Here is a 14180-nt window from a genome sequence, read left to right as displayed (position 1 = left end):
TATTTCCCGATGAAGCGAAGAAGAGCGCGGGGTTTTATGTCCGTTTTTCTATATTTACGGCACAATGCAATTATGTCTAGAACCCAATCAGCTGGAAAAAGTCCAGAGAATTTTAAACGCCCATTTTGCCGAATTTGAAGTCGATGCCTACGGTCCGCGTGTGACCGGAGTCGATCTGACCCCGGATTCCCCGTTGAATATCGTGGTGGTTTCTACAAAACCGGTTTCATTTGAAGAAATGGTCAGCGTCGAAAAGGCCTTTGCCGAAAGCGAACTCCCCTTTCGAGTGGACATCGTTGACTGGTCCAAGCTGACGGAAAATATGCAGAAGGACATTAAAAAAGAACACGTCGTCATTCAAGAAGCCAATTCCAGCGCTATCTGATTTCAGGAATTTATGAATACTTCCAAATTTATTTTTACCCTTTCGTTTATGGCGGCATTTTCAGCCGCGACCGCTCAGAATGTGCAACCGAGCGACTGCTCCGCGGCGACTATCGAAACGCTGAAGCCTCTTGCCGAAAAAAAGATGAAAACCGAAGAAGGCTATCAGGCTTCCTTGAAATTGGCGGCTTGTTACCTCGCTGCAGATGACACGGCGAATCTGAACAATCTGACTACTCGCTTTTTGGAGTATTATGCCGGAGAGCCGAAGCGTTCACGTATGGAGCTGATCGCCGCCGAAGCGATGCTCCGTAAAGAGCAGTCCGTTGAAAATGCCATCGACATTTTGCTGAATGTCCTCTCTTATAGCCAGAACAATGCTATCAAGGAAGACGCTGAAAAATTGGCGATTCGCACGATTTCTAAAAATCCCAACTTGCAGATTGCGCAGCTCACCAACATCGCCGACAAGGCTCTTGTGAATCGTAAAGTCGCCAATGCGACTTGGTTGCGACTGGGGCGGGAACAAGCGAGAAGGCAAAACTCCAAAGCGGCGCGCCATTGGTTCAAAAGGGTGATAAGCGCCAACGAAAATGCGGACTGGGTGGCGACTGCCCAAGAAGAAATCGCCAAACTGGAAGGACAGCCTTCTATTCCTACCGTTCTGATTTTGGCTCCTCTGACCGGGGATTTCGCTGAATTTGGAAACGATGCGGTCAAAGGCGCTCGCTTGGCTTTTGAACAGTCGAATTTGAAAAATAAAGTCAATTTGCGTATTGCCGACACGCGGGCAGACGCTGTAGAAGCTCTTCGGCAAACCCGCCTTGCTGTCGCCCAAGACAGCGTTGTCGCCATTATTGGTCCTTTAATGAGTGCCCCGGCGGCAACCGTTGCCGCTTGGCTTAGCTCCGTTCACACCCGCATCCCTATGCTGACGCCTACTGCGACTGATGCCGGAATTTCCCGAATGGGACCCAACATTTTCCAAGTTAATGTGAGTATGGAAAATCTGGCGACGGGAATCGCCAATTACGCCATGAGCTGCTTGGGAATTCGCGAATTTGCCGTTCTTTCTCCTGTCGGGGATTTTGGAACCGCTATGACGCAAAGCTTTGAACGCGCTGTCGAGCGTCGGGGTGGTGCTGTTGTCGCCATTCAGGAATTTGAAGAAGGCCAACCGGATTACACCACAGAATTTCGGAAACTTCGGGCAACGCGTTTCAAACAGATTCTGCATAAACGAAACATCGCACGAGGAGCCAAAGATTTAGATGCCATCGGCGGCAAGGAACGCAAAGCTTTTTTGCAGGATTCCGTTTTCAGCATCCCGGGAGTTTTCATCCCCAGTTCCAGTCCTTCGGATGCAGGTCTCATCGCTCGACAAGTCGCTTTCCATAAAATTCGCGGAACCCTTTTAGGGACTTCGGGGTGGTATGGCCAGGACTTGATTGATGAGGGAAAAAAACTGGTCGAAGGGGCGCATTTTAGCGTTTCTTCTGCTACGACGGATTCGAGCAAAAACTATACGAATTTTTCCAACGCTTATAAATCCGCTTTTAATGAAGAACCCAAACCCGACAAGGTCAGCGGCTTGAGTTATAATGCGGCGAACATCGTTTTTTCCCTGCTCGCAAACGGCGAAACGGATTTGGTAAAAAAAATATCTTCGCAAAAAACATTCTCCGGCGTTTACGGCGACATCCGATTTGAGCGTGGGGCAAATGCCAATGTGCAAATCATGAGTGTGGATTCCAGCGCATTTGTCGATAAAACCCAGTGCCCTGCCAAATGACAATTGTCCGGATGCCAAATTGAAATTCTTTTCAGCCGTTTTTGCTTTAATCCTATGCGCTCGCACACTTTCTGTAGCTGCGGACTCCGCCATTTTTGCTCTGCCTCCAGAAATCCAAAATGCGGCAAAGCGATCCATGGATCAAGCGTTGAACACAAATTATGCGGCTTCTTTTTTGGCGATAGAAAAAATTCATTCTCAAAATCCGGGAGTCGCCTGCGTTTTAAAAAACATAGTCCGGCTGACAAAATTCGACGATTTGGGGGATACTCTGGCTTTGGAAAAAGCGGCGGAAGAACTTGCCGATTGTCAAGCGGACGGTGCTTGGGACGTGTTGCGGGAATTTGAACTCGGCTATGCAAAATCCGCACAGGGGCATTCCTTCAAAGGGGCTTTGGCAACCCGACGTGCTGCCAAAAAGTTTGAGGATTCTCAAGACAAAGATGCTCGGGCGATTTATTCCATCTATGCGTATTACGTCGAAGATGGCTTCGGATTCTTGCCTTTCATTTCGGACGACAGGGAGAATCACCTTAAAATTCTGGAAGAACGTGCGGCTCATTCGCCTCTTTTTTGGGCGATTTTTGCAACGCCATTGGCGTGGATGTATTACGACAAAGAAGAATACGACAAAGCGCTTGCTGTCGTAGAACGCTCCCTTGCCAAATCTCCGAAGAATCCCATCTTCATTCAAATGAAAGCGGATATGCTTTACAAACAAAAGCGTTACGCAGAAGCCGCTGCCATTTACGAAAACAGCGCTGCGGAATATTTAAAACGTTCGGGAAAATCGGTGCGGTATTTTTGCGCTATTGGCAATTTGGCTCGAATTTATTTGGATGCGGGAAAAGAAAATCTGTCTCGGCAAAATGCCGAAAAATTGAACGACCCCGACTATAAAAAAATTGAAAACTGGATGCCCGAATCCCTTGTCAAAGATTTGAAAAAGAAAAAACTTTATCCTTGATTTTTTGGGAAGCTTTTCAAAAAATTACCAATTTTACAATACCCCTTTTGAATCGTCCGCAAAAGGAATGTGGAACCCATTCACTTAATATATATTTTCAAGAACTTCGGATTTCGTGAAATCCAGAGCAAAGGATGGTGAAAATGGGAAAGGGCATATTGTCCAAAGCTGCTGGGACGATGCTGTGCATCGCTTTTGGGATGGTGGCGTTGCCCGCTGCCGAATACAAACTCCAAGATTTAGACTATACCGACCACCTTGCGCCTCTGCTGAAAAATCCGGGGCGCGGGCTGGCTCCAATGAAGGGCTTTCGGGTTAAGCCCGGCGAGAGTCTCAATCTTCGTACGAATGGAACGGTTTATAACGACTTTATGCGGTTCCATGTGGACCTCGGGGCGTTTTCTGACAATGCTTTCGTCTCCATCAAAGGAACCGACACCATATTCGGCGTTTCCCAACCGATCGACAGTTTTGCCATTGCCAGCGTTCACGCCGTTTTGGATTCCCTCCGTCGGCGCGGCGGTTCTTGTGTTATTCGCCAATCTTATGACATGAATTGCTACGGCAAACAGGAGCCTTCTACAGAATGGATTCTTAAACATGCCGCTCAAATGGCAAAAGCCTATAACGGCTATGAAGATGTCATTCATTATGTGGAAATCGGGATGTTCGGCACTTGCGGCGAGCAAACGTCGATGAATGGCGAATCTCAGGAAAAGATGGCTGAAGTGCTGCAAACTTTTCTCGAAAATACAAATGATGAAATTCCGGTAGGTATGCGCAGTCCCTATGTGATTGCCGTATGGCTCGGGCTCAAAGACGCCTATTCAGGCGGCGGACCCGCTTTTGGCGATTTCGATATTCATTCCGCGCGTTTTCAGGATTCCGTTCAATCTCGTCAAAAATATTTTCATCGTGTCGGACTTTATAACGACGGCTACTTGGGCAGCGACAACGATCTTGGAACTGTCGGTTGGGGGCATCCTCCGCTCTCCCGAGAGAAGATGGTACAATGGCTCGAATCCGAGCGAGTTCCTTATGGCGGGGACTTTGTACACAATTACAACGATTCTTCTAGGCCTCCGCTCAATACTGCCGAGTATATGAGTTACGAAGGTTTTCGGACGCACACGTCTTACGTCGGTTCTTTCGGAAATCTGGACAAATACTACCACAATATGGGCGAAGTGCTTTTTAAAGGTCCGGACGCAGAATACGGCGGCAAAGCGACCGGTTACGAATACATTCGCGACCATTTGGGCTACCGATTCGTTCTGCGTTCTTCCGAAATTTTGGATTCGATTGGCGTTGGCGGGCGATTTCAAGCGCGGGTAAAAATTCAAAATGTTGGCTTTTCCAACAACCGGATGGTTAAAAAAGCGACGCTTCTTTTGAAAAACGCCAGCGATTCCACTCAAATTTTTGAATTGCCTCTCGACATTGCCCCCACTCAAATTCATTCTCGCAAATTGAATGTCAAAAGTGAAAATCCGACAAGTCTTTGGAATGGCGAAAATTTTTACAGCCTTTACGACGAAACAGATACGTTTGACGGCATAAACGTCTTGGAATTTTCTGCATCTCTCCCCGAAACGATGACGCAAGGAAAATGGAATTCCTTTTTAAGATTTTCCCGTTATGGAAATTTTAAATCGGACGGTAATTTTCACACCATCCGATTTGCAAATGATTCCACTTATTACGATGCGGCAACAGGATCCAACTTCATCGGCAGTTTTGTCCTTTCGGACAAAGTACCGGCAGCGATGCATTCGGCAGAAACCATGGTCAAGAATCCCGCCTTTAGGGTTTATGGAAAAAATTTGGAATTGGAAAATGTTAGCCGTGTAGAAATTTACGACTTGCAAGGTTCACGGATTTTGAAGCAAAGCATTCAGGGGAATGCGATCCTTCCCCTACAATACAAAAGCGGAGTCTATATCATTCGGCTTCAAAATGGAAATTTCTTGAAAAAAGGAAAGATCCAAATACAATAAACTTTGGCAGCGTCAAAGGCGAGCTTATGAGTTGGAAGGATTCGCCGTGTTTCATTCGAATGGCGCATTCTAAAGAAAATTGCGCTTTCGAGTTTCGTCGTTGTAAAGATGGCCCGGCTAGCTTGACAGGCGCACCAAGCATGTAAATCGACATTGCAAGGAACAAAAGCGATGCGGCAATCTTGAAGTATTGCCCCAAGCGGCGGAATGCCGTTTCCCCGAATTTTCATATATATTTTGAAAGGTTCATCGATAGGAGATACTTATGGGTTGGCGTGGTTTGAAATGGGTGCATTCTCTTTTTGCAATGGGAACGGTTGCTTTCGGAAATCTTTGGGCGCAGGATGTTTTTATTACGGTGGATCAATTCGGGTATCGACCTGCGGCGAAAAAAGTGGCGGTTTTGCGCAGCCCGGAATCGGGGTATGACGCGGCACTTTCCTATGTGCCGGGAACGGTGATGGAAGTGGTGGATTCAGCTTCCAACAAGATTGTGTTTTCTGGAGCACCGGTGGCGTTTCAAGAGGGGGCAGTGGATACGGCTTCCGGGGATAAAATCTGGTGGTTCGATTTCTCGAATCTTTCGGAACCGGGGACGTATTTTATCCGGGACAAGTCGGATTATGCCAAACAATCCTTTTATTTTCGCATTGGCGAGGATATTTACAACGATATTTTGAAGGCGGCATTGCGTGTGCTCTATTACCAGCGGGTAGGCATTGCCCACGAGGCGGCGTATGCTGGCGAAGAATGGGCAGACGGCATGAATCACGCTCAAGACAAAACGGCCCGCCTTTTCACCGATTCCACCAATGCGGCGACGGAGCGTGACGTGAGCGGAGGCTGGTTTGACGCCGGGGATTATAACAAATATACGGTCTGGAACGGCAACTATGTGGAAATGCTGTTGCGCGCCTATTTGGAACGGCCCAAGGCTTTTACTGACGATTACGGGATTCCCGAATCGGGGAATGGCATTCCCGATATTTTGGACGAAGTGAATTGGGGATTAACCCATCTGCTTCGGATGCAGAATGCGGACGGCTCGGTGCTTTCCGTGGTGGGCGAGTCTCACGCTTCTCCGCCTTCGGCAGCGAAAGGCCGCACTTATTACGGAGCGCCCAATGCGGTTTCGGCCTATTCGGCGGCAAAGGCTTTTGCGCTGGGTTCGATTGTAGCAAAGCTCCGGAAGAATACGGAATATGCGGCCACATTGCAAGACGCGGCTTTGCGCGCTTACGCCTGGGCGGAAGCTCATCCGGATTCCATGTTTTTTAACAATCTGGAATCGGCGGGGACAAAAGGGCTTGCCGCAGGCCAGCAGGAAGTGGAAGAAAACGAAACGACGGCTCCCAGGCTTGGACTTGTAGTGCTTGCGGATTTTGCCCTGTATGAATTGACGGGGGATGCTGCCTATTTGAATCGCTTTAACGAAAGCATCGACCGATTTCCTTTGATGACAACTTATGGGAGTTGGGCGATGGATCAGTATCGCCATGCACAGCACCAGATGTATATCCAGTATTTAGGTTACAAGGACGCCGATAAAAATGTGAAGGCAAAAATCGAAGAAAAATTTGTGAACGCCTTTTCTACATCTATGAATTTTGTGCAACAGCTGGAACGAGATGGCTATCGTGCGTATTTGCGGGATTACAACTGGGGTTCCAATTCGGCAAAATCGGCGGGGGGACTTTTCTTTGACCAAATGGCAGAATTGAAAACGACTTCTGGAACCGATGCGGCAACCTGGCACAACGCTGCCGAGGAATACTTGCACTACTTGCACGGCGTGAATCCTTTCGGCATGGTTTACCTTTCCAATATGTCCCGTTACGGTGCGGAAAAAAGCGTGTCGTCTTTTTACCACACTTGGTTTAACGATGGCTCGCCTAAGTGGGACTCTGTGAGTAACTCGACTCCGGGACCTGCGCCTGGTTATTTGACGGGAGGCCCCAATGCCCGTTACAGTTGGGACGCCTGCTGTGCTGAATATGATGCCGACAACAGCAAGAAAGGATGCGGAAGCGTTTCAAACAATAAATTGTGCTATGCCTTTTCGCAACCTGCCGGTGAACCGCCAGCAAAAATGTACAGGAATTTCAATAACGGCTGGCCTCTCAATTCTTGGGAAGTGACGGAACCCAGTCTTGGTTATCAGACCAATTACATTCGGCTTCTTTCGCGATTTGTCGAGGAGCGGGGTGTGGGCTTTGACGAAGATTTGGGAATGGCGCGACCGATGCCTGCACCGCCTTCCGCGTTGAAAATTTCTTTGTCCGGGAAAAATCTGATGGTGCTCTGTAATGCCGACGTTCGGGAAGTGCGCCTTTTTGATGTGAATCATCGGGAAGTGTTGCTGTGGAGTGGCTCTACACAAAGCGTGACGCTGAATCTTTCTGCGCTTCCGTCGGGAGTGTATTTTGCGCGGGTGCGGGCTGGCAAGGATGCAAAACTTTCAAAAACGATGGCCTTTCCTTTGTTTCAGTAATGGCGTTGCGTGAGGCATGCGAAGGGTGGCACTTGCGCCAGTGCGTAGCACCGACTGGAAGGTAGCCCGGAGCTCGCCGACCCGGCGGAAGTTTTAGTTCGAACGTTTATGGAGCCGGGGCACGCCCATCTCAAAAATTTTCTTTGCGAAAAAAAATTCTTCCTCCTTTTTTACAGTTGGAATTTTTTCATTTCGCAGTCGATGACGCCCTCGTTCTCTATTAAATATGAAGCATTCAGATAACATAGGTTCTTTTTTCAGGCTGTAAAAATTTTCTTTGTTTTACTGGACAATCCCTGTGTTTTCCCGCTTGGAAACCAAAAAATTCCTACATTATGTCCAAAGATTCAACACAGTGAAGGAAACTATGGCAGCCATTCCGGAAAAAAAAGACAATCTTGTCATTGAAAATATCCAGCCATCCATAGATGCCGGGCGATTCGCCATCAAGCGCGAACCCGGTGACACCGTTCAAATCACCGCGGACATTTTCCGCCACAGCCATGAAAAATACGACGCCGCTATCTATTATAAATTGCGGAATGAACGCCGGTGGCGCAAAGCGCCGATGCACTTTGTCGATAACGATATGTGGGCGGGTGAATTTGTCGTGAACAGCATCGGTTACTACGATTATAAAATTGTCGCTTGGACAATCGATCCCAAGGACACGCCGACGGAAAGCGCCCTTTTTGAACTTCGAGTGGATCCTGTTTATGCGCGCGCGGGAACCTGGTATGAAATGTGGCCGAAGAGTCAGGGAAAAAGCGATACGAAGAGCGCCACTTTTAAAGATTGCGAAGCCCAGCTTGACTATATTCGCGATTTGGGATTTGATACGGTGTATCTGGTTCCCATTCACCCGATTGGCGTTACCAACCGCAAAGGTGCCAACAATGCGCTTCACGCTAAAACCGACAAAAAGGGAAAACCGCTGGAACCGGGATGCCCTTATGCCGTCGGCAACAAATTCGGCGGGCACTTTGACGTGGATCCCGAACTCGGGACGATGAAGGACTTTGAACATTTTGCCAAAACGGCGCGTTCCAAAGGTTTGCGGCTGGCTTTGGACATCGCTTTGAATTGCAGCCCGGATCATCCCTATGCGAAAAAGCATCCGGAATGGTTCTATCACGAGCCGGACGGCAGCATTAAATTTGCTGAAAATCCTCCCAAAAAATACGAAGACATTTATCCGTTCGATTATTACAACAAAAATTACAAGGCCCTTTGGAAAGAGATTCGGGACATCATCCTCTTCTGGGCGGACAAGGGAATCGAGATTTTCCGCATCGACAATCCGCATACAAAACCGTTCCCGTTCTGGGAATGGCTGATTCGCGAAATCAAGGAGCAGCGACCGGAACTCGTTTTCCTTGCCGAAGCATTCACTCGCCCCAAGATGATGCACCGTTTGGCGAAATCCGGCTTTGACATGAGTTATACCTATTTTGCTTGGCGTGAACAAAGGTGGGAATTTGAACAGTATTTCAAGGAACTCACACAGAGCAATGCCAAAGAATACATGCGTGGCATTCTTTTTCCGACGACACCGGATATTTTCCCGAAGTATTTGGCAAATCAGGGGCCTGCACAATTCAAGCAGCGGTATTTTTTGGCGGGAACGCTTTCTAGCTTGACCGGGCTTTACAACGGCTACGAGCTTTGCGAAAACATTCCTTCGCCGGTAAAAGAAGAACTTTGGGATAGCGAAAAATACCAGTATAAGGTTCACAACTGGAATGCTCCGGTAAATATCAAGGATTTTGTGCGCAGGGTCAATGAAGCCCGCCAGAACCATCCCGCTTTGCAGGAATACGACAACCTGGATTTCCATAGCGCGGACAATTCCAATCTGATGGTCTATTCCAAAAAGAAGGATAACGACGTCATCCTTTGCGTTGCCAACATGGATATGCACAACGCCCAGGAAGGAACCATCTCGTTGGACATGTCTAAGCTGGGACTTGCCGAAGACGCGTTCTTCTTTATCAAGGATTTGATTACGGGTGAATCTTATGTTTGGCATGGGGCGCATAATTTTGTGCGACTGGATCCGAACAAGGCTCCTGGCCATCTGCTGGTTGTCAAAAAACTGTAATTTCCCGCAAAAATTTCAGAACATCACCCACGGATATCGGGGTGATGTTTTTTTGCAACGCGTTTTTCTTTTCAGGCATCTAAAGGCATCATGAGTAGTCCAATTCTTTCCATTCGCCATTTACGCCGCGAATTCAAAATGGGCGGTGAAACGGTACATGCTCTGCGGAGTGTGAGCTTTGATGTCTGCGCAGGTGAATTTCTGACCATTATGGGAACGAGTGGATCCGGTAAAAGTACCATGTTGAATATCTTGGGCTGCATGGACAAGCCGACTTCCGGGGAATATATTTTGGGCGGCGAACATATTGAAAAAATGAAAACGGAATCTCTGGCAAATATCCGCTGCCGAAAATTGGGATTTGTTTTTCAGACTTACAATCTGCTTTCTCGTACAAGCGCTATTGAAAACGTGGAACTCCCCCTTTTGTACAATTCCAAAATCGCTGCGGAAGAACGCCGGGAGCGAGCGTTTAACGCGTTGAAACGCGTCGGCTTGGAAAGTCGAATGAATCATTTGCCCAATCAACTTTCGGGCGGCCAGCAGCAACGCGTCGCTATTGCAAGAGCTCTGGTAAACGATCCGGTCATCATTCTTGCTGACGAAGCGACGGGGAATTTGGACACCCGCACGAGCTACGAAATTATGGAAATTTTTCAGGAACTCCATTCTCGTGGGAAAACCATCGTCTTTGTGACTCACGAGCCGGATATTGCGACATTCAGCACGCGCACAATCGTTTTGCGCGATGGACAAATCCGGCGCGATTCGCCGAATGAAAATGTGCAAAGTGCCAAAGCTGCATTCGAAGCGTTGCCGCCCGCCGAAACTTTTGAAGAAACGGAGTCCCTATGAATCCGACGACTCTCATTAAAATCGCTTTTCGGGCTTTGCTGCGCAATCGGATGCGGACATTTCTTTCTGTTTTGGGCATCGTTATCGGTGTTGCTGCGGTCATCACGATGGTCGCTATGGGAGAAGGCTCCAAGCGTTCGATCAAAGAAAAAATTACCGCCATGGGAACGAATGCTATCGTCGTCATGCCCAATGTAGAACGCCGTGGCGGAATTCAGCTGGACGCCAGTTCCTCCACGCAAACGCTGGAAGAAGAAGATGTTGTCGCCCTTCGCCATCAGGCTCGATATATCAACGGCGTTTCTCCTGTCGTTACGGCGAACGGTCAAGCGATTGCCGGCAATAAAAATGAATCCGTTTCTTTGACCGGAATCAGCACGGACTATTTAAAAATCCGAAATTACGAAATTGAAAACGGCGTGATGTTCGACGATTCCGCCGACCGCATTGCCAAAGTCTGCGTCATCGGGCAGACTGTCGTTTCGACGCTCTTTCCCGATACCGATCCAATCGGCAAAACCATCCGCTACAAAAACATTCCCCTCAAAGTTATCGGCACATTGAAAGCCAAAGGCTCGGGGGATTTTGGACAAGATCAGGATGAAGTCATTTTTGCTCCCTACCAGACGGTGATGAAACGCTTCAACGCGACGACGGATATTCGCACGATTTACGCCAATTCCATTGGTGAAGGCTATGCGGCAAAGGCCAGCGAAGAAATTCTTTCCATTTTGAAAGAACGTCGTTCCTGGAGCGGGGAAAAAGAACCGTTCCGAGTGCACACCCAAGAAGAAATGATTGAAATGATTACGAGTACTTCCGACCTGCTTTCTTTGGTTCTTACTGCCATCGCAGGAATCAGCTTGCTCGTCGGGGGCATCGGCATTATGAACATTATGTACGTTTCTGTTACGGAACGCACTCGGGAAATCGGGTTGCGCATGGCGATTGGCGCACGCGGACGCGACATTCTTTTGCAGTTTTTATTCGAATCGGTGATGATCAGTTTGCTCGGAGGACTTGTCGGCATTCTTTTGGGCTCTGGAGCGACGGCGTTCATCCGGTGGATTTTAAATTGGCCGATGAGCATCACTCTTTCCAGCGTGCTCGTCAGTTTTGGCGTCTGCTTTGTGACGGGAGTGTTTTTTGGCTGGTATCCCGCCCGAAAAGCCAGCAGGCTTGACCCGATTGAAGCTTTGCGATTTGAATAGCGCTTGCCCAAACCAAAAAGAAAAACGAGCATTGGCGTTTGGCAACGAGAAGCCGCCGACAAGTACTTTTGGATTTTCTATATTGAAATGCGTCCATCTTCCCTAAAAAGGTCGCCTCTATGGAACTCACACCGCTTGACATCCGCAATCAGACTTTTCACTCCAAACGTTTTGGGGGCTTTGATCCCGAAGAAGTCAAGGCTTTTTTGGAAACCGCAGCCAAGGCTTTTGAAGAATCTGGACGTGTCCGCACGGATCTGACGGAGCGTTTGAAAATCGCCGAAGAACGTGTAAACTATTACAAGCAAATTGAAAAGACGATTCAGGATGCTGCGATTACCATGCAAAAGACCATGGATGAAATCAAGCGTTCCTCGGAGAAAGAAGGCGAACTGATTGTTGCCGAAGCGAAAACGCGCGCGCAGCACGAGATTGAAAATACCCGCCGGGAAGCCGAAAAATTGCGGGCCGAAATCGAAGAATTGCGCCAACTTCGCACTAATTATTTTATTCGGATTCGCGCTATGGTCAAAAGCCAAGCCGATCTTCTTTCCGCTATGGAAAAAGAACAGAATCCGGAAATAGCGGACGACGAAAAACCTCTTGTTTTTTAAAAGCGAGTCGCCGCCGATTTTTTGAAAATGAATTTTTAAAAGCGACCTAAAATGCGAATTTCCATTAAAGTTCACGCACGGAGCAAGCGGGAAGGAGTCGTTCCGCAGCCCGATGGTTCGTATAAAGTGGATGTGAAAGCTCCCCCCGTTGAAGGGAAAGCGAATGAAGCGGTTTGCGCAGTCATCGCTGAATTTTTTAAAAAATCGAAAAGTGCCGTCCGCGTCGTCACGGGGTCCACAAACAGCCGCAAAATCGTTGAAATCGACGATTAGCGTCGTGGGATTATTTCGCTTCGCACGGAAAATCATTTAATGAAAACGAAAGCGTATCGCCCAAAAATTGTTCAAAGGGATAACGCTTAAAAGAGACCAGCGCATTGCCGAACAGCAGTTCGTTGGATTCTGGAATAAACGCCGCGCATTTCCCGTGGGAAAAGAGCATCGGCTTGGATGCACGACCGCTGTTGAGTTTTAAATACACTTCGCTCGCATTTTTATACATCACGCTTTCCACGAAATTCAAAAAAATCGTTCCTGGGACATGGCGCAACTCGCGGCAGCGAATTCGGTTTTTATCCCGCTCGCAATAATATGCCGAATCGGGAGAAGAACGGAAAAATTCATCCGCAGAAAGCGAAACCCATGAGACTTTTCGGGAATTTATGGGCGAAATCGAAGCGGAATCCCCGTTTCCCGCCTCTCCGTAATAGTGGATTTCGCGGACAATGCGCTCTGCGTCGTAGGACTCGGCGGTTCCGTCTGCACCTTCATAGACAAAAGAACCGAATGTTTCAATGAACGTGGCGTTTCCCAAAGAATCGAACACCGTCGAAGATTCCCATTCTCCATGCCGATATGTATTCTTCGCGGAAAAATTCACGCTGTCCCGATAGACATATCGAATCGTGTCGTTTTTGGGAGACCAGGCTTTGGAATGCTTGGTAATTACACGGATCAAGCGGCCTTGGGCATCGTAGGAATAAGTTTCCGTCCAGTTCAAAAGGTCCGGATAAAAAATGCGCTCGTCAAAACGGAATTGCACCGTTTGCAAAACGCCGTCCTTAAAATGCCTTTCCAAAGAGCCGATTTTTTTTCCATCTGGGTTCAGAGCCACGATGCGCACCAGGGAATCCCTTTCGTCGTATTCATATAAATGCCGATATTGAACGCTCGGCGAAGAACCCGTAACTGCCACAATCTGATGCTTGCCGTTTTCTTCCCAAGAAAGGTGTCCGTCCGAAGAATTCCAGGAACCATCGATGGGACTCTGGCGATAAAACGGATTGGAATTTTCTTCGATAATCCGATTGTCGTTGGCGAGAAAATAGACAAAGTCCTTGTCGGCATCAAAAAGGTGGACGTAAATTTCTCGACGGTTCGCTTTGTGGACTACCTGCGCAAATGTATTGATGGTTCCCGAACTGTCAAAGCTGGAAAAATCGGCAACTTCCCCATTGGGAAGATAGTGGATTTTGACGGTTCCCGAAAAATGCGGTTCCAAAAGATTTCCGCTTTCGTCCTTTTGCACCATGTAGCTGCGTTGCAAAATAAATTTCACCGGGCCGTGTATTTCCTGATATTTCTTGGCTTCCCGATTTCCCAAAATGACTTCGTAAATCGTTTTTACATTTGGGGGCGTTCTTAAACTGAATTGCAGACGCTCGGCTCCCCGAGAATCCAATTCCGTGCTGCATCCGGCCCAAAAAATGACGCCAACTGAAAAGACGATAAGGGGAAAAGAAAAACGCATGGTGTAGAATATAAAAAA

The 14180-nt window shown here is 47.9% G+C and carries 11 protein-coding genes; 10 read left to right on the top strand and 1 reads right to left on the bottom strand.

Annotated features, from left to right (window positions below; all coding sequences use genetic code 11):
• Positions 1–64: 64 nt before the first annotated feature.
• From BGX14_RS07425 to BGX14_RS07375, 10 genes are all read left to right on the top strand, one after another.
• Complete coding sequence (locus BGX14_RS07425) at positions 65–385, top strand: DNA polymerase III subunit beta (protein WP_073304031.1); 321 nt, start codon at positions 65–67, stop codon at positions 383–385.
• 12 nt (positions 386–397) lie between these two features.
• Positions 398–2176: a penicillin-binding protein activator gene (locus tag BGX14_RS07420; protein ID WP_095879509.1), complete on the top strand. Its 1779-nt coding sequence runs from the start codon at positions 398–400 to the stop codon at positions 2174–2176.
• 19 nt (positions 2177–2195) lie between these two features.
• Complete coding sequence (locus BGX14_RS07415) at positions 2196–3143, top strand: hypothetical protein (RefSeq protein ID WP_233126441.1); 948 nt, start codon at positions 2196–2198, stop codon at positions 3141–3143.
• A gap of 143 nt (positions 3144–3286) precedes the next feature.
• Positions 3287–5140: a DUF4832 domain-containing protein gene (locus BGX14_RS07410; protein WP_158223258.1), complete on the top strand. Its 1854-nt coding sequence runs from the start codon at positions 3287–3289 to the stop codon at positions 5138–5140.
• Between the two features lie 265 nt (positions 5141–5405).
• Positions 5406–7631, top strand: coding sequence for a glycoside hydrolase family 9 protein (locus BGX14_RS07400; RefSeq protein ID WP_095879506.1), 2226 nt, complete (start codon positions 5406–5408; stop codon positions 7629–7631).
• Between the two features lie 367 nt (positions 7632–7998).
• A complete protein-coding gene (locus tag BGX14_RS07395) occupies positions 7999–9732 on the top strand; it encodes a maltotransferase domain-containing protein (RefSeq protein WP_095879801.1) in 1734 nt (577 codons plus the stop codon).
• A gap of 90 nt (positions 9733–9822) precedes the next feature.
• Positions 9823–10587 (top strand): ABC transporter ATP-binding protein, encoded by a 765-nt coding sequence (locus tag BGX14_RS07390; RefSeq protein WP_095879505.1) that lies wholly within the window; start codon positions 9823–9825, stop codon positions 10585–10587.
• The gene (locus tag BGX14_RS07385) at positions 10584–11798 is read left to right on the top strand and encodes an ABC transporter permease (RefSeq protein WP_073304040.1); all 1215 of its coding nucleotides are present in this window, start codon (positions 10584–10586) and stop codon (positions 11796–11798) included. The genes BGX14_RS07390 and BGX14_RS07385 overlap by 4 nt, the downstream gene beginning before the upstream one ends.
• Before the next feature lie 119 nt (positions 11799–11917).
• A complete protein-coding gene (locus BGX14_RS07380) occupies positions 11918–12412 on the top strand; it encodes a DivIVA domain-containing protein (RefSeq protein ID WP_073304042.1) in 495 nt (164 codons plus the stop codon).
• Between the two features lie 51 nt (positions 12413–12463).
• Positions 12464–12685, top strand: coding sequence for a DUF167 domain-containing protein (locus BGX14_RS07375; RefSeq protein ID WP_078775492.1), 222 nt, complete (start codon positions 12464–12466; stop codon positions 12683–12685).
• Between the two features lie 10 nt (positions 12686–12695).
• Here the strand turns inward: BGX14_RS07375 and BGX14_RS07370 are convergent, their stop codons facing one another.
• A complete protein-coding gene (locus tag BGX14_RS07370; protein ID WP_095879504.1) occupies positions 12696–14162 on the bottom strand; it encodes a hypothetical protein in 1467 nt (488 codons plus the stop codon).
• Between the last annotated feature and the right edge of the window lie 18 nt (positions 14163–14180).

The sequence above is a fragment of the Fibrobacter sp. UWS1 genome (assembly GCF_002300445.1).
Taxonomy (GTDB): domain Bacteria; phylum Fibrobacterota; class Fibrobacteria; order Fibrobacterales; family Fibrobacteraceae; genus Hallerella; species Hallerella intestinalis.
Note: the sequence above shows the minus strand (reverse complement) of the source record. Positions and strands in the feature narration are given on the sequence as shown.

Coding starts and splice junctions, on each gene's coding strand:
- BGX14_RS07420 (WP_095879509.1), top strand. CDS start 398: ATGAATACTTCCAAATTTATTTTTACCCTTTCGTTTATGGCGGCATTT.
- BGX14_RS07390 (WP_095879505.1), top strand. CDS start 9,823: ATGAGTAGTCCAATTCTTTCCATTCGCCATTTACGCCGCGAATTCAAA.
- BGX14_RS07380 (WP_073304042.1), top strand. CDS start 11,918: ATGGAACTCACACCGCTTGACATCCGCAATCAGACTTTTCACTCCAAA.
- BGX14_RS07370 (WP_095879504.1), bottom strand. CDS start 14,162: ATGCGTTTTTCTTTTCCCCTTATCGTCTTTTCAGTTGGCGTCATTTTT.
- BGX14_RS07410 (WP_158223258.1), top strand. CDS start 3,287: ATGGGAAAGGGCATATTGTCCAAAGCTGCTGGGACGATGCTGTGCATC.
- BGX14_RS07375 (WP_078775492.1), top strand. CDS start 12,464: ATGCGAATTTCCATTAAAGTTCACGCACGGAGCAAGCGGGAAGGAGTC.
- BGX14_RS07385 (WP_073304040.1), top strand. CDS start 10,584: ATGAATCCGACGACTCTCATTAAAATCGCTTTTCGGGCTTTGCTGCGC.
- BGX14_RS07425 (WP_073304031.1), top strand. CDS start 65: ATGCAATTATGTCTAGAACCCAATCAGCTGGAAAAAGTCCAGAGAATT.
- BGX14_RS07395 (WP_095879801.1), top strand. CDS start 7,999: ATGGCAGCCATTCCGGAAAAAAAAGACAATCTTGTCATTGAAAATATC.
- BGX14_RS07400 (WP_095879506.1), top strand. CDS start 5,406: ATGGGTTGGCGTGGTTTGAAATGGGTGCATTCTCTTTTTGCAATGGGA.